Below are 22,824 nucleotides of genomic sequence, written 5' to 3' on the forward strand. Positions count from 1 at the left end.
CAGAGTCGCCGCCGTTAGTACCAAGCTGAAGATCAATTCACGCCGGTCGATCAGATTCCAGCCCCTTCGCCTTCAGGCAGCGGCCCCGGAATCGGACCACCTCGATGGTTTTTCCGGGCACTCACCTTGTTCGCTGCGCTGACACCACGCTCAGCCCGCCAAGGCCCATGCTCCGCCGACCCCTCTGCAATTGATCAGGAACTTCACCTCGAGCCAGAACCTTTGCTCCTGCGTGTTGCCTGACATCCCACGTACCTACCGGTCAGTCCAAGGCGCTCCACTGTAATGCGCTGCCACTGGCTGTCTTCTTCCAGTCAGGTTCTGCGCCCTGCCACGCGCCATTGTTCTGCGTGGCCGGCGTTTACTGGAATTCTCATGGATGCACGGCATCGGATATGCCGTACTCAGGAAAATATCGTGATCATGACCACTCAAAACATTCATACCCAGGAAGCCATTCGCACCCTCACCCACGCCTTCGCCCCCATGCACTGCCTGATTCACGCCGCACGCAAGGGCAGTTTCAGCTTCACGCTGGTCAACGAGCATGGCATCGCCCGCCACAGCGAACGTCTCTACCCGGAACAATACGCCAGCCCGGCACCGCTGCAAGCCGTGATCGACCGTACGCGTCAGGCGCTGGTTGCCTGACTCAAGGTCGGCATGACCAGGCAGGCCGAGCCTGCCAATGGGCGATGGCTAATCACCAAGGGTTCTATGGACCTCGGGTGATAATGGCAAACGATGTAAAAACAGGCCTTTACATCGTAAATATGACACTACACTTGAACTCAAGCGGCCTGCCGCTTCCGCCGGACCCTACCTCATCCACCGCTGCCAAGCGTGAGGGTCCAGCGGCCACTTCATAGTGAGCGGACTGTCTCATGGGTATTGCAGCCGTACATTTGCACCGTCACGTCATTCGCCCCACCCTGGCCTATCTGGGCCACCGCGACTCCGTCGCCGAAGCCTTGCTGCTCGGCATCGCTGCCAGCCAGTCGGCCCTGGGTGCAGCGCTGGACAGCCGGCGCGGGCATGGCCTGTACCGGATCTCCGAGCAGCGTCACCAAGCCCTGTGGGATCACTACCTGGCCAAGGATCCCGACCTGGCCAGCCTGGTCCGCGGCCTGGCCAGCCAGCACGCATTTCTCAGCGGCCCGCATCTGGAACTCACGGTCAACCTGCGTTACGCCACGGCCATCGCCTGGCTGATGATCCAGGCCCAGTACCGAGCACTGCCCAGCGAAGACGACCCTCTGGCGATGGCACGTATCTGGCGACAGATATTTCAGCCACAAGGTCGCCTGAGAGATTTCGTCATAACCTGGCAGAACAATGTCGCCCCACTCTTCGCTAGTGTATGAGCGCTTGCCCGTAAACAGGCCGATTCGGCGAAGATCACCCCCAATGTCAGATTGTCAGACAAAAAAAAGGCTCTAATTCGGCCTTTTCAGCCTATGGCGCGGCGTAGGAAATATTGATACTTTCGACCGCGTGATTCTCATGGAGTACTAATAATGAAAAAAGCAATGCTCAAGACCACACTCGGATTCACCGCCTGTCTCGCCTCCTCCCACCTCCTCGCATCCGGCTTCGCACTCAACGAACAGAGCATCAGCGGCATGGGCTCCGCCTTCGCCGGTCGGGCCTCGTCGGCCGAAGATGCCAGCACAGTGTCCGGCAACCCGGCCGGTATGGCGTTCATCAAACGCGAGCAGATCAATCTGGGTGCGGCAGCCATTTTCGCCAAGACCGATATTCATGACGGCCGTGGCACCTTTGGCGGCAGCAACGACGGTGACATGGTTCCGGCCATTGCGGTACCCATGGGTTACTACGTCAAACCCCTTAACGAGCAGTGGACCTTCGGCCTGGGCGTCTATGCCCCGTTCGGTCTGCTGACCGACTATGAAGGCGGCTTCGCTGGCCGTTACTGGGCCGACAAGAGCGAAGTGAAGGTCGTCACCGTGCAGCCGACCATCAGCTACGCGTTCAACGACCGTGTGTCGATCGGCTTCGGCCCGACCTTCAACCGCATCGAAGGCGAGCTCAGCTCCCGGACGCTGAATGCTGCATCACCAGGTCTCAACGACGGCAAGGTGACCATCCAGGGCGACGACACCGCCGTGGGCTTCAACGTCGGCCTGATGATTCAGGCCACCGACTCCACCCGCGTGGGCCTGGCCTACCGTTCCAAGGTCGATTACAAGCTGACCGGCAAGACCAAGGTCGAAGGCCCGGGTTTCAGCGTCTTCAGCGGACAGAAATACAAGGCCTCGCTGGATATCGAGACGCCTGAATCGGCGGAACTGTCGATTACCCACAAGCTCGACGACCAGTGGACGCTCTACGCCGGCAGCACCTTCACCCGCTGGAGCCGCCTGGAATCCCTCAACGTGATCAACAGCGGCGTACCGGCCCAGCTTGGCGGCGCAGCCGGCCCGGTCGGTCGCATCAGCGAAGTGCAGGAATGGCGCGACACCTGGTACCACGCCATTGGCGCGGCTTACAAGGTGAACAACCAATGGACCCTGCGCACCGGTCTGGCCATGGATCAGTCGCCGGTGAGCAACTCGCACCGCTCGCCACGCATCCCGACCGGAGACCGCAAGATCTTCAGCCTGGGCGCAGCCTACAGCCCGACCGACGACATCACCATCGACTTCGCCTACCTGTACCTGCGTGAGGACGAAGCCAAGATCCGTGATGCAAGCGCCACCAAAGGCGCCTATAGCGCTGACTTCCGCAACAGCGCCCACACCCTGGGCACCTCGCTGACCTACAAGTTCTAAGCGGTCAGCCACAAGAAAGCCCGCTCCCCGAAAGGGCAGCGGGCTTTTTCATGTCCAGTGTTCAGGGTTTGGAGGCGATGGCCTTCTCGATGGCCGCGACCAAGTCCGGGTCATCCGGCTTGGTGGTGCTGCCAAAGTGAGCGATGACCTTACCCTGACGGTCGACCACGTACTTGTAGAAGTTCCAGCGCGGCGCAGTGCCGTCGCTCTGCTCGGCCAGGTTGCGGAACAGTGGAATGGCGTCGTCGCCCCTGACCGGTTGCGGCTCGGTCATGGTGAAAGTCACACCATAGTTGACGTAGCAGACCTTGGCGGTCTCCTCACCGTCCTTGGATTCCTGCTTGAAATCGTTGGACGGCACGCCCAGCACTTCGAGCCCTTGCGCCTTGTACTTCTGGTTCAGGGCTTCGAGCCCCTTGAACTGCGAGGTGAAGCCACAGAAGCTCGCGGTGTTGACCACCAGCATCGGCTTGCCGGCAAAGCGCTGGCACAGGTCGATGCTCTCCTTGGCGCGCAACTTCGGCAGTTCGCCCTGTCCCTTCAACAATACCGGGCAGTCGGCGGCCATTGCCGGGCCAGCCAAGGCACCCAGCAACAGCGGCAGGGAAATCCAGCGAATCATCATCGGGGGCATCCTTGTGGGGTCACGATGCCCCACACGTTACTCCCAGAACAGGGCGTGGCTCAACAGTTGCCCATACCCAGTTGCAGCGCCGCCAGCCCCATGCGCTGCCAACCCCACCAGGCCAGCGCCAGCAGTGCCACACCGACCAGGCCGGCCAGCACCCAGGGCGCCAGGCGGATCACACCGCCACCCCGGCCGCCTGCAGGCGCTGCACCGGGCGCTCGCGCACCGGCCAGTTCAGCGCGGCAGCAAGCAGGCTGAGCAGCACGGCGATCTGCCAGACCAGGTCGTAGCTGCCGGTGCGGTCATAGACCACCCCGCCCAGCCAGCCGCCCATGAACGAACCCAACTGGTGGAACAGGAACACGATACCCGCCAGCATCGACAGGTTGCGCACGCCGAAGATCACCGCCACGGTGCCATTGGTCAGCGGCACGGTGGACAGCCACAGAAGCCCCATCGCCATGCCGAACAGGTAGGCCGAGGTCTGGCTGAGCGGCACCCAGAGGAACGCCACGATCGCCACCGCGCGCAGCAGATAGAGCAGGCTCAACAGGCGCGGCTTGGACATCCGCCCACCCAGCCAGCCCGCCGTGTAGGTGCCGAAGATGTTGAACAACCCCACCAGGGCCAGCACCGTGGTCCCGACCTGCGCCGGCAAGTGCTGATCCACCAGGTAAGCCGGCATATGCACGGCAATGAACACCACCTGGAAACCACACACGAAGAAGCCCAGCGCCAGCAGCCAGAAACCGGAATGCGAACAGGCTTCGCGCAATGCCTCGCCCAGACTCTGTTGCGGCCCCTGGGCCTCGGGCTGGCGCTGCTCGCGCAGCATGCCGGCCAACGGCAGGATCAACGCCACCAGCAGGCTGAGCACCAGCAGCGCACCGGACCAGCCCAGCCCGCTGATCAGCCCCATGCTGCCGGGCAGCATGGCGAACTGACCGAAGGAACCTGCGGCACTGGCGATGCCCATGCCCATGCTGCGTTTTTCCGGCGGCAGCGAGCGCCCTACCAGGCTCAGCAGAATGGAAAAGGACGTGCCGGACAAACCGATGCCAATCAGTACACCGGCACTGAGCGACAGGCTCCAGGGCGAATCGGCGACGCTCATCAGCGCCAGGCCGGCGGCATACAGCACGCCACCGATGACCACGATGCGTCGCGCACCGTAGCGGTCGGCCAGCGCCCCGGCAAACGGCTGGGCCAGGCCCCAGAGCAGGTTCTGCAAGGCAATGGCGAAGGCGAACACCTCGCGCCCCCAGCCGAAATCACTGCTCATCGGCGCCAGGAACAACCCGAAGCCATGCCGTATCCCCAGTGACAGCGCCAGGATCAGCGCACTGCCGGCCATGATCCAGCCACTGGTTCGCCAGGCTGATGTCATTGTCATTCCCTCGTGTGTTCGGGTGCTTCCCGTTCTTGTAGGTCTTGGCGCCACGCCATGCTCGTTACTGTCCTTGTATATAGGCGCAGCGCGCGGTGTTGCAAGATATTTCTCGGGCCGTCAACGCAGCGCCAAGGCCAGCAGGACGGCCAGTTCCAGCAACTCCAGCAACGCCCCGGCGGTGTCGCCGGTGGTCCCCCCGAGCCGCAGGAGCATCACCCGGCGCAACCAGAAGAACGTCACGGCAGCAACCAGCAGGGCCAGCCCCCCTTCGACGCCAGCCAACGCCACGCAGGCCAGCGCCACGGCGCCCAGCACACCGCGCGCCGCACGGCGAGGCAAATGCTCGGCCAGCGCCTGGCCCAGCCCACCGGCACGCACATAAGGGGTGGTGAGGAACAGCCCCAAGAGCGCCGCACGACCGATCACGGGGGCCAGCAGCAGCCCGGCCCACCGCCCCTGCTCCAGCAGCGCGAAAAGGGCGCAGAATTTCAGCAGCAGCACCAGCACCAGGGTCACCACGGCGATGGGCCCGCTGCGCGGATCCTTCATGATCGTCAGGGTGCGCTCACGGTCGCCAAAGCCCCCCAGCCAGGCATCGGCACTGTCGGCCAACCCGTCCAGGTGCAGCGCGCCGCTGAGCATCACCCAGGCACTGAGCAGCAAGGCCGCCTGCAGCAACAGCGGCGCACCGTGCAACAGCAGGCCAAGCCCGCTCAGCAACACCCCGAACAGCACGCCGACCAGCGGATAGAACAGCAGCGAACGGCCCATCTGCTCGGGCGCCGGCATACCCGGCAGGCGCACCGGCAGGCTGCTGAGAAATTGCAGGGCGATCCAGAATGGCAGCACGTCAGCACTCCTCCAACTGGCCGGCCGCAGCGACCCGTACGCTGAGCAACGCACCATGCGGCACCCCCACTTGCAACAGTTGCTCGCGTGGCAGGCCCCGGGCACGCGCCAGCAGCAGGCGCATGACCCCGCCGTGACAGACCAGCAGCACCCGCTCGCCGGCATGAGCCTGATACATACGTTGCAGCGCCGCCTCGACCCGCGCCGCGAAGGCACTCACCGGCTCGCCGCCAAGCGGAGTGAAGGCGTAAGGATCGTCCCAGAAGGCGCCCAGCCCCTCGGGATCGATGGCCATGATCTGCGCCGCGCTGCGCCCTTCCCAATCGCCGAAATGCAGCTCCTGCATCTCGGGTTCCAGGCGCAACGGCAGGTCCAGGCGTGCCGCCAGGGCCTCGGCGAAGCGGGCGCAACGTTGCAGTGGCGAACTGACGATGCGCGTCCACGGCCCGGCAGCCTCGGTGGCCGCGTGCATCTGCGCCCAGCCGGCCTCGGTCAGTGCATCGTCAAGGCTGCCGCGCAGGCCGCCACCCAGCTCGGTTTCGCCGTGGCGCAGCAGATCGACGATCATGCCGGGCGGTCCGCCACCGCCGCCTCGGCGAAGGTCGCCATACCGTTGTGCAGCTCGCAGGCCAGACGCACCAGCGGCACCGCCAGGGCCGCTCCGCTGCCCTCGCCCAGACGCAGACCCAGGTCGAGCAGCGGCTCGGCCTGCAGCACTTCCAGCACATGGCGGTGGCCCGGTTCGGCACCGCGATGCCCGAACAGCAGCCAGGGCCGCACGGAAGGGTTGAGACGCACGGCGACCAGCGCTGCGACGCTGCAGATGAAACCATCCACCACGGCGACGATACCTTCCTGGGCGCAGGCCAGGTAGGCGCCGGCCAGGGCAGCGATCTCGAAACCGCCCAGGCTGAACAGGCTGCCCAGTGGATCGCCAGCGTATTCGGCATGGCGCGCCAGGCCGCGCTCGATGACGGCGGTCTTGTGCAACACACCTTCGGCATTCAGGCCAGTGCCGGGACCGACCAGCAAGGGCGCGGCGCACTCCAGCAGCGAGCAGGCCACGGCGCTGGCCGCCGTGGTGTTGCCGATGCCCATTTCACCGCCGACCAGCAGTTCGCACCCTGCGGCCTTGGCCCGCAGCACGCTGTCGCGCCCGGCCAGCAGCGCGGCATGGCCCTGGTCGGCGTGCATGGCCGGGCCGTCGACGAAGCTCGCGGTACCGGCGCCGAGGCGCAGATGACGCACGCCGGGCAGGTCCATGGGGCTGACCGTGCCGAGGTCGACCACGTCCAGCTGCGCGTCCAATTGCCGGGCCAGGACGCTGATTGCCGCGCCGCCGTTGACGAAGTTGCCGAGCATCTGCCCGGTGACAGCCTGCGGATAGGCCGAAACGCCTTCGCCGACCACGCCATGGTCACCGGCAAAAATGGCGATCCACAGCCGCTCGGCACTGGGCTTCTCGCGGCCCTGCAGGCCGGCGAGCTGCACCGCCAGGCGCTCGAGCTGGGCCAGCGAGCCGGCCGGCTTGGTCAGTTGCTGTTGACGCGCCAGGGCCGCTTCGCGGGCCGGCACGTCGATTTCACGGGCAGGCGCAAGCCACCAGGATTGAGTCATGGAGCGGTTCCTTTCAAGGTCATGGGCAGGCCGGCCACGGTCAGCACGACGCGCTGACAACGTTCGGCCAGGGCCTGATGCAGCAGGCCGGCTTCGTCGACGTAACGGCGGGTCAGTTCGCCAAGGGGCACCACACCCAGGCCGGTCTCGTTGCTGACGAAGATGATCTCGCCGGGCAGGTCGACCACCTCTTCGAGCAGCGCCTGCCGCTCGGCAGCCAGACGCTGCGGATCATCGAGCATCAATAGATTGGTCAGCCACAGGGTCAGGCAGTCGACCAGCAGGCAGTTCCCCGGTGCAGCCTGCTCGCGCAGCACTCGGGCCAGCTCCAGCGGTTCTTCCACCAGCCCCCATTCAGCGGGGCGGCGCTGGCGGTGCAGGGCCACCCGGGCATCGAGTTCGCCATCCACTGGCTGGCTGGTCGCAATGTAGGTCACGGCCAGGCCCGAGCCACTCGCCAGGCTTTCGGCCAGGCGGCTCTTGCCCGAACGGGCGCCGCCGAGAATCAGTTGCAGCATGTCAGCGCGCTTCCCTATCAGATGCATCCAGGCCACACAGCTGGCGCAGCAGCGTGGCGTCCAGATGCTGGTCCACCAGATCGGCCAGGCGCTCGATGTCGCGCTCACGCAAGGCGTGGTAATCGACGCTCTGCACATCCTCAAGCCCGGCCCAGCGCAGCAAGGCACCACAGGCGGCGGGCGACTCGAACAGCCCGTGCAGGTAGGTACCCAGCACTTGGCCATCGGTGCTCTGCGCACCGTCGCAACGACCGTCGTCCAAGCGCACCGCCGGATTCTCCAGGGCCGCCCCGGACGTGACCCCGGCGTGAATTTCGTACCCGCTGACCTCGGCGCCCTCCAAGCCCAGCCGGCCGCGCACGTTGCGCAGTTGCTTCTCGGCCTCCAGCACGGTGCTCAGCGCCAACAGGCCGAAGCCGTCGCTGCTGCCCGGCGCGCCCTCCAGGCCCAGCGGGTCGTGGACCTGCTGGCCAAGCATCTGCAAGCCGCCGCAAATGCCCAGCAGCTTGCCGCCATAGCGCAGGTGGCGGGTGATAGCCGTCTCCCAGCCATTGGCGCGCAGGTAGGCCAGGTCACTGCGCACGCTCTTGGAGCCCGGCAGGATGATCAGGTCAGCGGGGGGAATCGGCTGACCAGGCCCGACGAACTGCAGGTCGACCTGCGGATGCAGGCGCAAAGGATCGAAATCGGTATGGTTGCTGATACGCGGCAACACCGGCACCACCACGCGTAGCGACTGCCCGGCCTTGTCGCCCTGACGACGGTCCAGGCCATCCTCGGCCTCCAGATGCAAGTCCATCAGGTACGGCAGCACGCCGACCACCGGTTTGCCGGTGCGCTGCTCCAGCCAGTCCAGACCGGGTTGCAGCAGGGCGACATCGCCCCGGAAGCGATTGATGATGAAGCCCTTGACCCGCGCCTGTTCGCTGGGCGACAGCAGCTCGAGTGTACCGACCAGATGGGCAAAGACCCCGCCACGGTTGATGTCGGCGATCAGCAGCACCGGGCAATCCACCGCCTCGGCGAAACCCATGTTGGCGATATCGTTCTCGCGCAGGTTGATCTCCGCCGGCGAGCCGGCACCTTCGACCATCACCACCTGGTAGGCGTCGCGCAGGCGCTGGTGCGACTCCAGCACCGCCTGCATGGCGATGGCCTTGTAGCCGTGGTAGGCCACGGCATTCATGGTGGTCACGGCTCGGCCGTGGATGATCACCTGCGAACCGGTGTCGGTGTTGGGCTTGAGCAGCACCGGGTTCATGTCGGTGTGCGGTACCAAACCACTGGCCTGGGCCTGCACCGCCTGGGCGCGGCCGATTTCACCGCCGTCGGCGGTGACGGCACTGTTGAGTGCCATGTTCTGCGGCTTGAACGGCACCACGTTGACGCCCTGGCGACGCAGCCAGCGGCACAGGCCGGTCACCAGGGTGCTCTTGCCGGCATCGGAAGTGGTGCCCTGCACCATGAGGGTGGTCATCGAAGGTCCTTGCGGTAGTCGAGCAACAGGCTTTCCAGGCGCTGCCAGTCCGCTTCGCTGGCAGGCAGGCCGAAGCGCAGGCTGCTCTGCGCACCCTCGCCGCTGAACAGGCGCAGCAGCACACCGCGCTGCGCCGCGAATTGGTAAAGCGCCGCCGCCTGGTCGGTCACGCAGCGCTGGAAGAGTGCGCAACCGCCATCGGGTGGCAGCCCGTGGGCCGTCAGCAACGCCTGCAAGCGGGCGGCAGCCTGTTCGGTACGCTCACGCTGACGTTGCTGGCCCTCGCGGTCGCTGAGACAGGCCAAGCCCACCTTGCGGCTCGGGCCGCTGACCGTCCAGGGACCTAGCTCGCTGGCCAGGGCCTTGAGCAGGCCAGGCTCGGCCAGCACGAAACCCAGACGCACCCCGGCCAGGCCGAAGAACTTGCCGAACGAGCGCAGCACGATCAGCCCGCTGCGCCCGGTCTCGGCGGCCAGGCTGAGGGTCGGGGTGTTATCCATGAAGGCTTCGTCGACCACCAGCCAGCCACCGCGCTCGGCCAGGCGCGCATGCCACTCCAGCAGGCGCTCGGTCGGCAGCAGGCGGCCAGTGGGGTTGTTGGGGTTGACCACCACCAGTACGTCCAGGGTTTCGAGGAAATGCTCGACCTCAGGTTCGAGCACTTCGCGCACCAGAAAACCGTGCTTGCGCCAGGCATGCGCGTGCTCGGCATAGCACGGCGACAACACCCCGACCCTGCCGGTGCCGCGCAAGCGCGGCAGGGCCTGGATCGCCGCCTGGGAACCGGCTACCGGCAGCAGTTGTGCGGCACCGTAGTAGGCACAGGCGGCGGCTTCCAGACCGTCATCGGTTTCCGGCAGGCGCGCCCAGTCGCGCGCTTCGATTGGCGGAATCGGCCAGGCCCAGGGCGCGATGCCGGTCGACAGGTCGAGCCATTGCGCTTGAGCAATCCCATAGCGCTGCGCGGCGGCGCGCAGCCGGCCACCATGCTCAAGCATAGAACGCACCTCCCAGACAAAGGACCAGCAGCCACAGCCACACACCGCGCTGCACCAGTTGCCAGCCGGCCTCGATGGCTTGGGCATCGGCTGGCCGACCTTCGCCCAGCGCCGGGCGCTCGTGCAACTCGCCGTGATAGATCGCCGCACCACCGAGTTGCACCTGCAGGGACCCGGCACCGGCCGCCATCACCGGGCCGGCATTCGGGCTGTCCCAGGTCGGCCCCTGACTGCGCCAGCAGCGCAGCGCACCGCGGGTATGGCCCAGCACGGCGTAGGTCAGCACCACCAGCCGCGCCGGAATATAGTTGAGCAGGTCGTCGATCTTCGCCGCTGCCCAGCCGAAGCGTTCGAAACGTTCGTTGCGGTAGCCCCACATGGCATCCAGGGTATTGCTCAGGCGATACAGCACCACGCCCGGAGCGCCGGCGACCACGAACCAGAACAGCGCAGCGAACACCGCATCGCTGCCGTTCTCCAGCACCGACTCGGTGGCCGCCCGCGCCACGCCGTTGGCCTCCAGGTCGTCGGTCTTGCGGCTGACCAGGTAGCTGACCCGTCGCCGCGCTTCAGCGAGGTCGCCACCGCGCAGTGCAGCAGCCACCGGCATCACGTGCTCGCCAAGACTGCGCAGGCCCAGGGCACAGTACAGGGCAAGGATTTCCACCAGGGTGCCTAGATAAGGCAGCCAGCTCAGCAGGGTGACCAGTAGGGTCAGCGGCAACACCGCCAGCACCCAGGCCGTCACGCCGTGGCTGCGCCAGCCGCGCCCGCCGGCGTTGAAGCGTTGTTCGATACGCCCGGCATAATTGCCGAACGCAACCAGCGGATGCGAGCGTTTCGGTTCGCCGAGCAGCGCATCCAGCGCCACGCCCGCCACGCTCAACAACGCCACACTCATGGCTGCACTCCCCATTGGTTGTCATATACCAGTTGTTCCAGCGGGCGCGCCTGCGCCCAGCCTTCGAGCACCAGCATGGGCGCCGGGTAGAACCCCTGCACCGGCCCCAGGCAGAGAATCGCCAGGGGCCGCGCACCGTCGGGCATACCCAGCAGGTCGGCCAGCGCCTGCGGGTCGAACAGCGACACCCAGCCCATGCCCAGGCCTTCGGCACGGGCCGCCAGCCACAGGTTCTGGATGGCGCAGGACAGCGAAGCGATGTCCATTTCCGGCAGGGTACGGCGGCCGAACACATAGGCCTCGCGACCGTCCATCAAGGCCGCGACGATCACTTCGGCGCAATCGCTGATGCCCTCGACCTTGAGCTTCATGAACTCGTCGGAGCGCTCGCCCAGAGCTTCGGCGGTGCGTACCCGCTCGTCCTCCACCAGGGCCTGCAGGCGGCCACGCAATTGAGTGTCACGGATGCGGATGAACCGCCAGGGCTGCATCAGGCCGACGCTGGGCGCGTGATGCGCGGCCTCCAGCAAACGGGCCAGCACCTCGGGCGCCACGCTGCCGCCGCTGAAGTGGCGCATGTCACGGCGCTCGGCAATGACGCGGTACACCGCGGCGCGTTCTTCGGCACTGAACGGCACGTCGCTCATGGGCGCGCCTCGTCAGGGTGGAACAGCGCGGCCACGGCCTGCGGATTGGACGGAAAGTAGAAATGCACGTAAGAGGCGGTGAGCCGCCCCACGCGGTACACCGCCTCGGCGCCGCGCCCGCCGTTGGGGCTGACACCGCGGGCGATGGGCTGCAACTCGGTGCTGGTCAGCGAATGGTGATAGGTGTGCCCGCGCAGCAGGCCTTCGGGCAGCTCCACGGCCTGCAGGGCCAGGGCAGCGAGACGTTTCTGCATCACCGCTTCGCCAGGCAGCAGGCCGACCAGCTCGGCGCGGGTGCCATCGACATCGGTCAGCGCATCGAGCAGGTACAGCATGCCGCCGCACTCGGCCAGCAGCGGCTTGCCGGCGGCATGGTGAGCGGCGATGGCGCCACGCATCGCCCGGTTGTCCTGCAGCGCCAGGTGATGCAGCTCCGGGTAACCGCCGGGCAGGTAGAGGCTGTCGGCCTCTGGCAGCGCGCTGTCGTGGATCGGCGAAAAGAAACTCAGCTCGGCCCCCATGGCGCGCAGCAGGTCGAGGCTGGCGCCATACGTGAAGGCGAACGCCTCGTCACGCGCCACGGCAATGCGCACACCGGCCAGCAACGGCTCGGCGGCCTCGAGCGGCGGCGCGGCGAAGCTGACCGGCGGCGGCAGCGGCACCTCGCAAGTGCTGGCCAGCGCCTGCGCGGCGGCATCCAGACGCATGTCCAGGTCGTTCAGTTCACTGGCCTGAACCAGGCCCAGGTGGCGGCTGGGCAGTTCGATGCCGGTCTCGCGGGACAGTGCGCCATACCAGCGCAGCCCCTCGGTCAGGCTGTTTTCCAGCAATTGCGCGTGACGCACGGTGCCGACGCGGTTGGCCAGTACCCCGGCGAATGGCAGGTCCGGCTGGTAGCGCGCCAGGCCCAGGGCAAGGGCGCCGAAGGTCTGGGCCATCGCCGTGCCGTCGATCACGCCGAGCACCGGCACGCCGAAATGCCGCGCCAGATCGGCACTGGAGGGCGTGCCGTCGAACAACCCCATGACCCCTTCGATAAGAATCAGGTCCGCCTCTGCCGCCGCCTCCCACAACAGGCGGCGGCTCTCCCCGGCGCCGACCATCCACAGGTCGAGCTGGTACACCGGCGCGCCGCTGGCGCGTTCGAGAATCATCGGGTCGAGAAAGTCCGGGCCGCACTTGAACACTCGGACCTTGCGGCCCTGATTGCGGTGCAGGCGCGCCAGGGCGGCGGTGACGGTGGTCTTGCCCTGACCGGACGCCGGTGCGGCGATCAGGACCGCCGGGCACTGGCGAGAGGCATCACTCACAGTTCGATACCCTTTTGCGCGCGGATACCAGCCTGGAAGGCGTGCTTGACCATGCCGATCTCCGACACGGTGTCGGCGAGGTCGACCAGCTCAGGCTTGGCGCCGCGCCCGGTGACCACTACGTGCTGCATCGGCGGGCGGGCCTGCAGGTCAGCAAGCACCTGGTCGAGATCCAGGTAACCATGCTTGAGGGCGATGTTCAGTTCATCGAGGATCACCAGGTTGACGCCAGGGTCGGCGAGCATCTGCCGCGACACTTCCCAGGCGGCCTGGGCAGCGGCGATGTCACGCTGGCGGTCCTGGGTTTCCCAGGTAAAGCCCTCACCCATGACGTGATAGCGCACCTGCTCGGGAAAGCGCCGGAAGAACAGCTCTTCGCCGGTGGCATTGCGGCCCTTGATGAACTGCACCACGCCGCACTGCATGCCATGGCCCATGGCCCTGGCCAGCATGCCGAACGCCGAACTGCTCTTGCCCTTGCCGTTGCCGCTGAGCACCAGCAGCAGGCCGCACTCGTTGGGCGAGTTGGCAATGCGTTCGTCGATAATGGCTTTCTTGCGCTGCATGCGCGCCAGGTGGCGCTCGTCGCGCTCGGGGGATTCGTTCATCTCAGCTCTCCGCTGGTCACACAGGCGAAAGCAGACGACAGGACGACAAGGCAGACGGCGGCCTTGCGCATAGCATCGCCCGCCGTGATGCCGTGAATAAGTGACAGGCCGGTCTCCGGGCTCATGAGCGAAGCACGGGGCTTCTTCGGGCTAGGCCCGACCATGCGCCTTCCCGACGTGCGTCAGTGGCATAAGGCATGGGGTTGGCTCATCTACCGTTGCGGGGGCAGCGCCGGAATCGAAAAAAGTCTCTTCCCACCGGCTTCCCTGTTTCACCTTGCCAATCGATGATTGCAAGGCACCTGAAACGAACCGCGAAGGGTAGAGTGTTGGGCTGGGAGCGTCAAACAGTATCGGATTGAACCTGGCCGCTCGCCCTGCCTCTATCAGTCATCCCCTCCGGCGCTGCCGAACCAGGAGTCCAGCATGTCCAGATCCGCTCCACGCCTGATCCTCACTTTGCTGGTCGCGGGCGGCCTGGCAGCCTGTGGCGAAACCGCCCGCTTGCAGGTCGCCGACGGCACCGGCCCCAGCCCCCGGCTGCCGGAACCGAACAAGACCCTGATCCCCACCGTGAACATCGCTCCGGCGGTCGGCTGGCCGGCGGGGGCAAAACCGCTCGCCGCACCCGGCACCCAAGTGGTGGCCTTCGCCAATGGCCTGGATCACCCGCGCTGGCTATACGTGCTGCCCAATGGCGATGTGCTGGTCGCCGAATCCAACGCGCCGGCCAAGGCGTCGTCATCGGGCGGCCTGCGCGAGTGGATCGCCAGCAAGATCATGCAGCGTGCCGGCGCCGGCGTGCCGAGCGCCAACCGCATTACCCTGTTGCGCGATGAAGACAACGACGGCGTGGCCGACACCCGCTCGGTCCTGCTGGAAAACCTGAACTCTCCGTTCGGCATGGCGCTGGTGGGCCATACCCTCTACGTGGCCGACACCGACCGGCTGATCAGCTTCCCCTACGAAAGCGGCCAGACTCGCATCAGCGCAGCGCCTACCCTGGTCACCGAACTACCCGGCGGGCCGCTCAACCACCATTGGACCAAGAACGTCATCGCCAGCCCGGACGGCCGCAAGCTGTACGTGACGGTGGGCTCCAACAGCAACGTGGGTGAAAACGGCCTGGATCAGGAACAGGGCCGTGCAGCGATCTGGGAAGTGGACCGGGCCAGCGGCCAGAAGCGCCTGTTCGCTACCGGCCTGCGCAACCCCAATGGCATGGATTGGGAGCCCCATACCGGCAAGCTGTGGACGGCCGTGAACGAGCGTGACGAGATCGGCAGCGACCTGGTGCCCGACTACGTGACTTCAGTGCAGGACGGCGGTTTCTATGGCTGGCCCTGGAGCTACTATGGCCAGCACGTGGACCAGCGAGTAACACCGCAGAACGCGGCACAGGTGGCCAAGGCCCTTGTACCCGACTACGCGGTCGGCCCGCACACCGCGTCGCTGGGCCTGACCTTCTCCAACGGCAAGAGCCTGGCCGCGCCCTTCGACCAAGGCCTGTTCGTCGGCCAGCATGGCTCATGGAATCGCAAGCCGCACAGCGGCTACAAGGTGGTGTTCATTCCGTTCAGGGATGGCAGACCCGCCGGCCAGCCACTGGATTTGCTGACCGGCTTTCTCGACGCAGAAGGCCAGGCCATGGGCCGCCCGGTTGGCGTAGTGCAGGACAAGCACGGCGGTGTGCTGGTGGCCGATGACGTGGGCAATACGATCTGGCGAGTGACATCGGCGCCTTAGGTGATAGATGGCCCCGTACGGCCCTGAGCGGCTTCAGCCGCTTAGCTCCCAGCTTATGCCGCTACGACCGGAGCCGCACTGCTTGCGCGCTCAGCGAGCGTTCTGCGCCAGGCTCGAAGGCTGCAGCACGCGTTTGGCATTCAGGTACGCCTTCTGCCAGTAAGGCGAGCCGATGTTGTCCAGCTTCACCGTGCCACCGGTGGCGGGAGCATGCACGAAGCGCCCTTCGCCGACATAGATACCGGCATGGGACACCTGCGAGCCGCCCGAGGTGGCGAAGAATACCAGGTCACCGGTCTGCAGCTGTTCACGGCTGACGCTGGGGGCATTCATCACAATCATGTCGCGGGTCGAGCGCGGCAGGCTGATACCGGCCATGTCGCGGTACACGTAGGCGATCAGGCCGCTGCAATCGAACCCGGAATCCGGGGTGTTGCCACCCCAGCGATAGGGCGTACCGACCAGGCCCAGGGCGCGGAACAGCACATCTTCAACGACAGGAGAAGACATGACCGCCGGGGCGATGATGACAGGGCGCTGCACGACCTTGGGCTGCGGTGGCGGCGCACTGGCGCACGCACCCAGTAAGGCCGCCAGGGAAATCACGGTTACACGCAAGGTCATCGACATCACCACAACAACTCCCTTCGGATGCGGCCTGTTGCCGAAATTCAAAAAACCCGGTCAGGGACCGGGTTCAGATTACTTGTGACGCTTGATGTTAGCTGGCTTGACGCTGGTGGTGGTCATCGCAGTGGTCTGCGCGTCCCCCGTTGCCGGTACCAGCGCCAATGCGCGCTTGGCTTCGACGAAGGTCTTGCTCCAGTAGGAGTCGTCCAGGCTGTCGATTCTCACACCCCCGCTGCGGCGGCTGCTGGAGTGGATGAACTGGTCATCGCCCAGGTAGATGGCGGCGTGGCTGATGCGACCGCGGCCGGCGGTGCTGAAGAACAGCAGGTCGCCTGGCTTGAGGTCGCGGCGCGACACCTGGGGTGCGTCGATATTCATCATTTCGCGGCTGGAGCGCGGCAGATTCATGCCGGCCTCTTCGCGGAACAGATAGCCGATGAAGCCGCTGCAGTCGAAACCGGCGGTGGAATTACCGCCAAAGCGATAGCGGGTGCCTATCAGCGACTTGCCACGTTCGAGGATGCTGTCGGCCAGCAGCGGCAACTGATAGCTGGTGTCGTCGGAGAACTCGGCCAGTTCTTCTTCGCTTTCCAGGCTCTGCCGGGATTGCGCATGCAACGCCTGACGGGCGCTGGACTGGGCGGTAACGGAATTCTGGTACTGCTGGGGCTGCTGGGTCACCGATGACTGGGTGGAGCAACCGAACAGGAAAGTCACGAAAGCGAGTGGCACGAGGGGTGCGAAGCGAACAACCTGCATGGGCACGACCGTGGCTGGAAATGATGAGGAGCGCAGACTATGCCCACTATCATGGCAATTTGCAAATTCTATTGAATTAAATGTGACTTATCAGCTCGGGCATGACATGTGCCGCCCTGCCCTGCAGGAAAATATCCATCGACGCGCTGTGATCGGTGGCCTGAGGATTGATTTCCAAGGTAAAGCCGCCCGACACCCGGGTGCGCAGCATGGGCTCGTGGATGTAAGGAAAGCTCGCCGTGGTGCCAATGCTCAGCACCGCGTCGAAGCCCAGGGTCATCTGCCGCTCCAGGGTACGCAGTGCTTCGGCGGGGAGCATTTCCTGAAACAGCGTGACCGGCGGGCGCAGCACACCGCAGCACGCCTTGCACAACGGTGGTAATGGACCGTCCAGATGCACGGCGAGTTCCGCCTCCTGGGCGTTGCATGCCTGGCAGTACAGGGGCCAGAACTGCCCATGGATCTCGATCAGCCGCTCGACCGGGCTGCCCGCCGCGCGGTGGTAGCCGTCGACATTCTGCGTCAGCACCCAGCACTCGGGCTTGCGGCGCTGCAACTGGGCGATGGCGTAATGGGCGACGTTGGGCTCGCCAGCCAGGCAGGCCTTGCCCAACTGGGCGATGTATTTCCAGCACAGCGCCGGGTCACGGCGCAGCATCGGCCCGGACAGCGCCATCTCGATAGGCAGGCCATCGTCGGTATGGCCGTTGTAGAGCCCCCCGACACCACGATAGGTCGGCAACCCGGAATCGGCCGACAACCCGGCCCCGGTGATCACCAGAATGCGCTGCGCATGACGCAGGGCGGCGGCCGCCTGGCGAATCAGTTGCGGGTCCGGCGTAGCGGCTACCAACCCAGGGTTTCCTTGAGGAAAGGAATGGTCAGCTTGCGCTTTTCTTGCAGCGAGGCCTGGTCAAGGCGTTCGAGCAGTTCGAACAGCGCGCTCATGCTGCGCGTGCCACGGGTCAGAATGAAGTGCCCGACTTCGTCGGTGAGGTGCAGGCCACGCCGTGAGGCACGCAGTTGCAGGGCACGCAGCTTGTCTTCATCGGACAGGCCACGCATCTGGAACACCAGCGCCATGGTCAGCCGCGACTTGAGGTCTGGCAATTTGATGGGCAATTCGCGGGGCGACTTGGAGGCCGCGATCAACAGGCGTCGGCCACTGTCGCGCAAGCGATTGAACAGGTGGAACAGCGCTTCTTCCCAGTCCGGCTTGCCGGCGATGGCCTGCAGGTCGTCCAGGCACACCAGCTCGTACTGCTCCAGATGGTCGAACAGCTCGACGCCCTGCTCCAGCAACTCGGCCAGCGGCAGGTAGACCGCCGGCTCGCCCAGCTGCTTGAAGCGCAGGCACGCCGCCTGCAACAGGTGGGTGCGTCCTACGCCGTCCTTGCCCCATAGATAGATGAGACTTTCGGTCCACCCCGCGTCCGCTTCGCACAGGCGCTCGACATAGCCGAGCGCCGCTGCATTGGCGCCCGGGTAGTAATTGATGAAGGTGGCGTCATCGCGCAGACGCACACTCAGGGGCAGCTGAACGGGTTTCATGCTGGCTGGGCGCTTCCCGGAAGCAAGCGGTGACCTCTGAACAAAGATAGCAAAGTCTATACCCGCTGGCCGGACCGCACAATGCGACGGACTTCAAGCAAAATCAAAGGCTTGCGAAATCGCCGCAACGACAGTGTCGGCACGCGCCAGCATTCGGTTTCAAAGTTCCGGGTCGCGGTCGCCGGCATACATCTGCGATTCCTTGTACAGCGCATGCAGATGGCGCAGCAGCACCATGATCACCGCCGCCACCGGCAGCGCCAGAAGGATGCCGGTGAAACCGAACAGCTCGCCACCCGCCAGGATGGCGAAGATCACTGCCACCGGGTGCAGGCCGATGCGATCACCGACCAGCAACGGCGTAAGCACCATGCCTTCCAGGGCCTGACCCACCATGAACACCGCGACGATGCCGAGCATCGGGTAGAGGTCGCCGCCGAACTGGAACAGCCCGGCGATCAGCGCCGAGCCAATGCCGATGACGAAGCCCATGTACGGCACGATGGCCGCCAGGCCGGCGATCATGCCGATCAGCAGGCCCAGCTCCAGCCCGACCAGCATCAGGCCTGCCGCATAGATGACGCCCAGACCGACCATCACCAGCAGCTGCCCGCGAATGAACGCCCCCAGCACCTCATGACACTCGCCGGCCAGTTGCACGATCTGCGCCTCACGCTGACGCGGCAGCAAGCCGCGGATGCGCGCCATCATCAGGTCCCAGTCGCGCAGCAGGTAGAAGGCCACCACCGGAATCAGCACCAGGTTGGCCAGCCAGCCGATCAGCGCCAGGCTCGACGCCGTCGCCTGCGAGAGCACCACACTGACGATGTCCCCAGCCTGGCCCATGTGCCCGGCCAGGGCCGCCTTGATCTTGTCGAAGCGCCAGAAGCCATCGGCCAGGCCGAACTTGGCCTGTACCCAGGGCAAGGCGGTGTGCTGCAGCCAGTCGAGGATCTGTGGCGCCAGCTCGTACAAGCGCACCAGTTGCTTGACCAGCATCGGCACCAGAATCAGCAGCAAGGCCAGCAGCACCAGGGTGAACAGGCCGAATACCACCACCACGCTCAAGGAGCGGGACAGGCGCAGACGCTCCAGGCGATCGACCAGCGGGTCACCCATGTAAGCCAGCAGCAACGCCACCAGGAACGGCATGAGGATCGGGTGCAGCAGAAAGATGAAGGCGACCAGCAGCGCCGCGCCGCCCAGCCAGTACCAGCGTTTAGTGTCGGTCATGATGTTCCTTGCATCGGATGTCCCTTGAACCAAGGCCTGGACGGCCTTGCACAGGCAGCCAGTGCCGCAACAGGCGACACCGGCTCAGCACCGCCGGATCACCAGCGGAAATACAGCGTGTTGCTTGCGGCAGGTACGGGGGCGCCTGGCGCCTGCGGGGTGGCGGCGGCATTAACCGGGGCGGCCTCACTGGCGGGTACTTCCTGCAGGTGGGCCAGGGACAGTTGGCTGCGCAACTGCTCGGCACTGGCACCGACCTCGAAGCTGGCCTTGTCGCCCTCGACCAGCAGCAATTTGCCACCGAAGGGCTCCAGCAGGCGCATCAGCTGCGCGTAGCGCTCCAGGTTCATGCCTTGCACCTGAAGCGTCTGACTGCTGGCACTGCTGCCGGGCTTGACCGCGAAGCGCGGTGCAAGGCGCTCGCTCACCGCGAGCAGCACCGCATCGGCCAGGGCTTCAGAGGTATCGGCCGTAGCCTTGCCCTGCTCGCGCTGGTCACCCAGCCAGAGCCGCCATTCACCTTGCCACTTGCCAGCGTCTTCACGGGCATGCACCGCCAGGATGGCATCGGTGCCGTAGCGCTCGGAGGCTTGTTTGAGTTCGGCAGGGTCCGCAGCGGAAAGGCTCTTGGCGTTCGCCACGCTCTGCTCGGAGAGGTCTGCCAATGGCAGGTGCAGAGGCAACCCACGGTGCTGGGCTGCGCGGCGCAGCGGCTCGGCAGCAGGCTGGCCGTCGCCGACCAGGTTGGAACCTTCGGTGGAATCAATCAGCCACCAGCCGATCATGCTCGGGCGGTTGCTGCCCCAGATCGGCAGCCCGGCCTGGCGCAGGCTGCGGTCGGTGCTGGCCGGGTCGAAGTCCACCAGCAGGGTCTGCGGCGGCCCGGCCTCGTAGCCGTACTGGCTGATGATCTGTTGCGGGTTCTTGCGCACTTCGGCCAGTGCCGCGCCCTCGGCGGCCTTGGTGCTACCGGTGAGACGTCCCACCAGCGTCTGCAGCGCTGCCTGGGTAGCGCGCTCGCGCTCGTCCGGCGACTGGCTGCTCACCGGTTCGCGTACTTGGTAGAGGTCATTCACGGTCTGCGCGAAAACCGGCAGGCTCGCCAGGCTCAGGCAGCCGAGGAAGAGGAATCTGGAAAAACGCATGGGCAGGTCCTGAAAGGAAAGAAAGCAGGCTCTAGACAGCAGCATGCGCTCAATCATTCACATTCGGGTCGCGATTGTACAGAGCGCCGGCCTGTACATACCCCGGCTTTCATGTGCGCCAGCCCCTGCCCGTCGGGCCAAGGATGGCTCCAGCGCGGCAAGCCTGCTAAAATCGCGCGCCTTCGCAGACCGACCATGGTACCGGTTCCGAAACAGTGCAGCGCAGCACCGCGCCACTGGCCCGGACCCAACCGCAGCGGTCGATTCTCTTTCCGAATCCCCCCTAAAGGCCTGGATTTTTTATGAGCAAGCAACCCTCCCTGAGCTACAAAGACGCCGGTGTGGACATCGACGCCGGTGAAGCATTGGTCGAACGCATCAAAGGCGTGGCCAAGCGCACTGCGCGCCCTGAAGTCATGGGCGGCCTGGGAGGTTTCGGCGCGCTCTGCGAAATCCCCGCCGGCTACAAGCAGCCGGTACTGGTCTCCGGCACCGACGGCGTAGGCACCAAGCTGCGTCTGGCGCTGAACCTGAACAAGCACGACAGCATCGGCCAGGACCTGGTCGCCATGTGCGTCAATGACCTGGTGGTGTGCGGCGCCGAGCCGCTGTTCTTCCTCGACTACTACGCCACCGGCAAGCTGAATGTCGACGTCGCCGCCACCGTGGTCACCGGCATCGGCGCTGGCTGCGAACTGGCTGGCTGCTCCCTGGTGGGTGGCGAGACCGCCGAGATGCCAGGCATGTACGAAGGCGAAGACTACGACCTGGCCGGCTTCTGCGTAGGCGTGGTGGAAAAGGCCGAGATCATCGACGGCTCGAAGGTCGCCACCGGTGACGCACTGATCGCCCTGCCCTCCTCCGGCCCGCACTCCAACGGCTACTCGCTGATCCGCAAGATCATCGAAGTCTCTGGTGCCGACATCGAAAGCACCCAACTGGGCGGCAAGCCACTGGCCGACCTGCTGATGGCCCCGACGCGCATCTACGTCAAGCCGCTGCTCAAGCTGATCAAGCAAACCGGCGCGGTGAAGGCCATGGCCCACATCACCGGTGGCGGCCTGCTGGACAACATCCCGCGGGTACTGCCAGCCGGCGCCCAGGCGGTCATCGATGTCGCCAGCTGGGAGCGCCCGGCGGTGTTCGACTGGCTGCAGGAAAAAGGCAACGTCGACGAGCACGAAATGCATCGCGTGCTGAACTGCGGCGTCGGCATGGTCATCTGCGTGGCGCAGGACCAGGTGGAACAGGCCCTGAACGTGCTGCGTGAAGCCGGCGAACAGCCGTGGGTGATCGGCCAGATCGGCGCCGCTGCCGAAGGCGCCGCGCAAGTCGAGCTGAACAACCTCAAGGCGCATTGATGCCGGCTTCGACCCAGACGCCCTGCAATGTCGTGGTGTTGCTGTCGGGTACCGGCAGCAACCTGCAGGCCATGATCGACAGCTTCAAGGACAGCGACAGCCCGGCGCGCATTCGCGCGGTGATTTCCAACCGCGCCGACGCCCTGGGGCTGCAACGCGCGCGGGACGCCGGCATCGAAACCCGCGTGCTGGAGCACGCGACGTTCGATGGCCGCGAAGCCTTCGACGCGGCGCTGATGGCGCTGATCGACGATTTCGCCCCCGACCTGGTGGTGCTGGCCGGTTTCATGCGCATTCTCAGCGCCGGCTTCGTCAGCCACTACCAGGGCCGCCTGCTGAACATCCACCCTTCGCTGCTGCCGCGCTACAAGGGCCTGCATACCCACCAGCGCGCCCTGGAAGCTGGCGACCGGGAGCACGGCTGCAGCGTGCACTTCGTCACCGAGGAACTCGACGGCGGACCACTGGTCGTACAGTCAGTGATTTCGGTAGAGTTGCATGATTCGCCCGCCAGCCTGGCACAACGTGTCCACGCCCAGGAACACCGGATTTACCCACTGGCCATTCGCTGGTTCGCCGAAGGCCGTCTGCGCCTCGATGAACAGGGCGCACGCCTGGATGGCCAGTTGCTTCCGGCCAGCGGCCACCTGATTCGAAACTAGGA

Annotated in this window: 25 protein-coding genes and 1 riboswitch; of the genes, 6 read left to right on the forward strand and 19 right to left on the reverse strand. The window is 65.6% G+C overall.

Annotation, left to right across the window (positions count from 1 at the left end; all coding sequences use genetic code 11):
* Positions 1 to 423: 423 nt before the first annotated feature.
* The 3 genes from QZ497_RS02475 (at position 424) to QZ497_RS02485 (ending at position 2,792) form a co-directional block, all read left to right on the forward strand.
* Positions 424 to 651 (forward strand): hypothetical protein, encoded by a 228-nt coding sequence (locus QZ497_RS02475; protein ID WP_295470741.1) that lies wholly within the window; start codon positions 424 to 426, stop codon positions 649 to 651.
* A gap of 233 nt (positions 652 to 884) precedes the next feature.
* Positions 885 to 1,364, forward strand: a complete 480-nt coding sequence (locus QZ497_RS02480; protein WP_295470742.1) for a hypothetical protein — start codon at positions 885 to 887, stop codon at positions 1,362 to 1,364.
* 153 nt (positions 1,365 to 1,517) lie between these two features.
* Positions 1,518 to 2,792, forward strand: coding sequence for an outer membrane protein transport protein (locus QZ497_RS02485; RefSeq protein ID WP_295470744.1), 1,275 nt, complete (start codon positions 1,518 to 1,520; stop codon positions 2,790 to 2,792).
* A 61-nt stretch (positions 2,793 to 2,853) separates the two neighbouring features.
* On the opposite strand, the gene QZ497_RS02490 is transcribed toward QZ497_RS02485, so the two are convergent.
* The 13 genes from QZ497_RS02490 to cobO all read right to left on the reverse strand — a co-directional run bounded on the left by QZ497_RS02490 (position 2,854) and on the right by cobO (position 13,735).
* Positions 2,854 to 3,417: a glutathione peroxidase gene (locus QZ497_RS02490; protein ID WP_295470745.1), complete on the reverse strand. Its 564-nt coding sequence runs from the start codon at positions 3,415 to 3,417 to the stop codon at positions 2,854 to 2,856.
* A gap of 59 nt (positions 3,418 to 3,476) precedes the next feature.
* Positions 3,477 to 3,599, reverse strand: a complete 123-nt coding sequence (locus QZ497_RS02495; RefSeq protein ID WP_295470836.1) for a hypothetical protein — start codon at positions 3,597 to 3,599, stop codon at positions 3,477 to 3,479.
* Entirely contained in the window at positions 3,596 to 4,807 is a 1,212-nt protein-coding gene (locus tag QZ497_RS02500; protein WP_295470747.1) for an MFS transporter, read from the reverse strand. Before QZ497_RS02500 ends, QZ497_RS02495 begins: the two co-directional genes overlap by 4 nt.
* A 120-nt stretch (positions 4,808 to 4,927) precedes the next feature.
* Positions 4,928 to 5,659 (reverse strand): adenosylcobinamide-GDP ribazoletransferase, encoded by a 732-nt coding sequence (locus tag QZ497_RS02505; RefSeq protein ID WP_295470749.1) that lies wholly within the window; start codon positions 5,657 to 5,659, stop codon positions 4,928 to 4,930.
* 1 nt (position 5,660) lies between these two features.
* Positions 5,661 to 6,227 carry an alpha-ribazole phosphatase family protein gene (gene cobC, locus QZ497_RS02510; protein ID WP_295470751.1) on the reverse strand — a complete coding sequence of 189 codons (567 nt, stop codon included), beginning with the start codon at positions 6,225 to 6,227 and terminating at the stop codon, positions 5,661 to 5,663.
* Positions 6,224 to 7,276 (reverse strand): nicotinate-nucleotide--dimethylbenzimidazole phosphoribosyltransferase, encoded by a 1,053-nt coding sequence (gene cobT, locus QZ497_RS02515; RefSeq protein WP_295470752.1) that lies wholly within the window; start codon positions 7,274 to 7,276, stop codon positions 6,224 to 6,226. Before cobT ends, cobC begins: the two co-directional genes overlap by 4 nt.
* Positions 7,273 to 7,794, reverse strand: coding sequence for a bifunctional adenosylcobinamide kinase/adenosylcobinamide-phosphate guanylyltransferase (cobU, locus tag QZ497_RS02520; protein ID WP_295470754.1), 522 nt, complete (start codon positions 7,792 to 7,794; stop codon positions 7,273 to 7,275). Before cobU ends, cobT begins: the two co-directional genes overlap by 4 nt.
* A 1-nt stretch (position 7,795) precedes the next feature.
* A complete protein-coding gene (locus tag QZ497_RS02525) occupies positions 7,796 to 9,271 on the reverse strand; it encodes a cobyric acid synthase (RefSeq protein ID WP_295470756.1) in 1,476 nt (491 codons plus the stop codon).
* Positions 9,268 to 10,269 (reverse strand): threonine-phosphate decarboxylase CobD, encoded by a 1,002-nt coding sequence (cobD, locus tag QZ497_RS02530; protein ID WP_295470757.1) that lies wholly within the window; start codon positions 10,267 to 10,269, stop codon positions 9,268 to 9,270. Before cobD ends, QZ497_RS02525 begins: the two co-directional genes overlap by 4 nt.
* Entirely contained in the window at positions 10,262 to 11,170 is a 909-nt protein-coding gene (gene cbiB / locus QZ497_RS02535; protein ID WP_295470759.1) for an adenosylcobinamide-phosphate synthase CbiB, read from the reverse strand. The genes cobD and cbiB overlap by 8 nt, the downstream gene beginning before the upstream one ends.
* Complete coding sequence (gene bluB, locus QZ497_RS02540) at positions 11,167 to 11,817, reverse strand: 5,6-dimethylbenzimidazole synthase (protein WP_295470761.1); 651 nt, start codon at positions 11,815 to 11,817, stop codon at positions 11,167 to 11,169. The genes cbiB and bluB overlap by 4 nt, the downstream gene beginning before the upstream one ends.
* Positions 11,814 to 13,127 (reverse strand): cobyrinate a,c-diamide synthase, encoded by a 1,314-nt coding sequence (locus QZ497_RS02545; RefSeq protein ID WP_295470763.1) that lies wholly within the window; start codon positions 13,125 to 13,127, stop codon positions 11,814 to 11,816. The genes bluB and QZ497_RS02545 overlap by 4 nt, the downstream gene beginning before the upstream one ends.
* Positions 13,124 to 13,735: a cob(I)yrinic acid a,c-diamide adenosyltransferase gene (gene cobO, locus QZ497_RS02550; protein ID WP_295470765.1), complete on the reverse strand. Its 612-nt coding sequence runs from the start codon at positions 13,733 to 13,735 to the stop codon at positions 13,124 to 13,126. Before cobO ends, QZ497_RS02545 begins: the two co-directional genes overlap by 4 nt.
* 88 nt (positions 13,736 to 13,823) lie before the next feature.
* A riboswitch (cobalamin riboswitch) is annotated at positions 13,824 to 14,056 on the reverse strand.
* Between the two features lie 105 nt (positions 14,057 to 14,161).
* Here cobO and QZ497_RS02555 point away from each other — a divergent pair.
* Entirely contained in the window at positions 14,162 to 15,481 is a 1,320-nt protein-coding gene (locus QZ497_RS02555) for a sorbosone dehydrogenase family protein (RefSeq protein ID WP_295470767.1), read from the forward strand.
* A gap of 90 nt (positions 15,482 to 15,571) precedes the next feature.
* On the opposite strand, the gene QZ497_RS02560 is transcribed toward QZ497_RS02555, so the two are convergent.
* From QZ497_RS02560 to QZ497_RS02585, 6 genes are all read right to left on the reverse strand, one after another.
* Positions 15,572 to 16,111 carry a C40 family peptidase gene (locus QZ497_RS02560; RefSeq protein WP_295470768.1) on the reverse strand — a complete coding sequence of 180 codons (540 nt, stop codon included), beginning with the start codon at positions 16,109 to 16,111 and terminating at the stop codon, positions 15,572 to 15,574.
* A 72-nt stretch (positions 16,112 to 16,183) separates the two neighbouring features.
* Positions 16,184 to 16,870 carry a C40 family peptidase gene (locus QZ497_RS02565; protein ID WP_295470770.1) on the reverse strand — a complete coding sequence of 229 codons (687 nt, stop codon included), beginning with the start codon at positions 16,868 to 16,870 and terminating at the stop codon, positions 16,184 to 16,186.
* Between the two features lie 76 nt (positions 16,871 to 16,946).
* Positions 16,947 to 17,723 (reverse strand): NAD-dependent deacylase, encoded by a 777-nt coding sequence (locus QZ497_RS02570; protein WP_295470772.1) that lies wholly within the window; start codon positions 17,721 to 17,723, stop codon positions 16,947 to 16,949.
* Positions 17,717 to 18,421 carry a DnaA regulatory inactivator Hda gene (hda, locus tag QZ497_RS02575; RefSeq protein WP_295470773.1) on the reverse strand — a complete coding sequence of 235 codons (705 nt, stop codon included), beginning with the start codon at positions 18,419 to 18,421 and terminating at the stop codon, positions 17,717 to 17,719. The genes QZ497_RS02570 and hda overlap by 7 nt, the downstream gene beginning before the upstream one ends.
* Before the next feature lie 159 nt (positions 18,422 to 18,580).
* A complete protein-coding gene (locus QZ497_RS02580) occupies positions 18,581 to 19,654 on the reverse strand; it encodes an AI-2E family transporter (RefSeq protein WP_295470775.1) in 1,074 nt (357 codons plus the stop codon).
* 98 nt (positions 19,655 to 19,752) lie between these two features.
* Positions 19,753 to 20,799, reverse strand: a complete 1,047-nt coding sequence (locus tag QZ497_RS02585; protein WP_295470777.1) for a DUF2066 domain-containing protein — start codon at positions 20,797 to 20,799, stop codon at positions 19,753 to 19,755.
* Between the two features lie 302 nt (positions 20,800 to 21,101).
* Between QZ497_RS02585 and purM the strand changes: the two genes are divergently transcribed.
* The gene (gene purM, locus QZ497_RS02590; RefSeq protein WP_295470779.1) at positions 21,102 to 22,160 is read left to right on the forward strand and encodes a phosphoribosylformylglycinamidine cyclo-ligase; all 1,059 of its coding nucleotides are present in this window, start codon (positions 21,102 to 21,104) and stop codon (positions 22,158 to 22,160) included.
* Positions 22,160 to 22,822, forward strand: coding sequence for a phosphoribosylglycinamide formyltransferase (gene purN / locus QZ497_RS02595; protein WP_295470781.1), 663 nt, complete (start codon positions 22,160 to 22,162; stop codon positions 22,820 to 22,822). The genes purM and purN overlap by 1 nt, the downstream gene beginning before the upstream one ends.
* Positions 22,823 to 22,824 lie beyond the last annotated feature (2 nt).

It is taken from the genome of uncultured Pseudomonas sp. (assembly GCF_913777995.1).
GTDB lineage: Bacteria > Pseudomonadota > Gammaproteobacteria > Pseudomonadales > Pseudomonadaceae > Aquipseudomonas.

Bases quoted from the DNA above. Each gene is read 5' to 3' on its own strand.
- cbiB (WP_295470759.1), bottom strand. From the start codon at position 11,170: ATGAGTGTGGCGTTGTTGAGCGTGGCGGGCGTGGCGCTGGATGCGCTG.
- QZ497_RS02500 (WP_295470747.1), bottom strand. From the start codon at position 4,807: ATGACATCAGCCTGGCGAACCAGTGGCTGGATCATGGCCGGCAGTGCG.
- cobC (WP_295470751.1), bottom strand. From the start codon at position 6,227: ATGATCGTCGATCTGCTGCGCCACGGCGAAACCGAGCTGGGTGGCGGC.
- QZ497_RS02565 (WP_295470770.1), bottom strand. From the start codon at position 16,870: ATGCAGGTTGTTCGCTTCGCACCCCTCGTGCCACTCGCTTTCGTGACT.
- QZ497_RS02485 (WP_295470744.1), top strand. From the start codon at position 1,518: ATGAAAAAAGCAATGCTCAAGACCACACTCGGATTCACCGCCTGTCTC.
- hda (WP_295470773.1), bottom strand. From the start codon at position 18,421: ATGAAACCCGTTCAGCTGCCCCTGAGTGTGCGTCTGCGCGATGACGCC.
- cobD (WP_295470757.1), bottom strand. From the start codon at position 10,269: ATGCTTGAGCATGGTGGCCGGCTGCGCGCCGCCGCGCAGCGCTATGGG.
- purM (WP_295470779.1), top strand. From the start codon at position 21,102: ATGAGCAAGCAACCCTCCCTGAGCTACAAAGACGCCGGTGTGGACATC.
- cobO (WP_295470765.1), bottom strand. From the start codon at position 13,735: ATGAACGAATCCCCCGAGCGCGACGAGCGCCACCTGGCGCGCATGCAG.
- cobU (WP_295470754.1), bottom strand. From the start codon at position 7,794: ATGCTGCAACTGATTCTCGGCGGCGCCCGTTCGGGCAAGAGCCGCCTG.
- cobT (WP_295470752.1), bottom strand. From the start codon at position 7,276: ATGACTCAATCCTGGTGGCTTGCGCCTGCCCGTGAAATCGACGTGCCG.
- QZ497_RS02580 (WP_295470775.1), bottom strand. From the start codon at position 19,654: ATGACCGACACTAAACGCTGGTACTGGCTGGGCGGCGCGGCGCTGCTG.
- QZ497_RS02480 (WP_295470742.1), top strand. From the start codon at position 885: ATGGGTATTGCAGCCGTACATTTGCACCGTCACGTCATTCGCCCCACC.
- QZ497_RS02555 (WP_295470767.1), top strand. From the start codon at position 14,162: ATGTCCAGATCCGCTCCACGCCTGATCCTCACTTTGCTGGTCGCGGGC.
- QZ497_RS02585 (WP_295470777.1), bottom strand. From the start codon at position 20,799: ATGCGTTTTTCCAGATTCCTCTTCCTCGGCTGCCTGAGCCTGGCGAGC.
- bluB (WP_295470761.1), bottom strand. From the start codon at position 11,817: ATGAGCGACGTGCCGTTCAGTGCCGAAGAACGCGCCGCGGTGTACCGC.
- QZ497_RS02525 (WP_295470756.1), bottom strand. From the start codon at position 9,271: ATGACCACCCTCATGGTGCAGGGCACCACTTCCGATGCCGGCAAGAGC.
- QZ497_RS02490 (WP_295470745.1), bottom strand. From the start codon at position 3,417: ATGATGATTCGCTGGATTTCCCTGCCGCTGTTGCTGGGTGCCTTGGCT.
- QZ497_RS02475 (WP_295470741.1), top strand. From the start codon at position 424: ATGACCACTCAAAACATTCATACCCAGGAAGCCATTCGCACCCTCACC.
- purN (WP_295470781.1), top strand. From the start codon at position 22,160: ATGCCGGCTTCGACCCAGACGCCCTGCAATGTCGTGGTGTTGCTGTCG.
- QZ497_RS02560 (WP_295470768.1), bottom strand. From the start codon at position 16,111: ATGTCGATGACCTTGCGTGTAACCGTGATTTCCCTGGCGGCCTTACTG.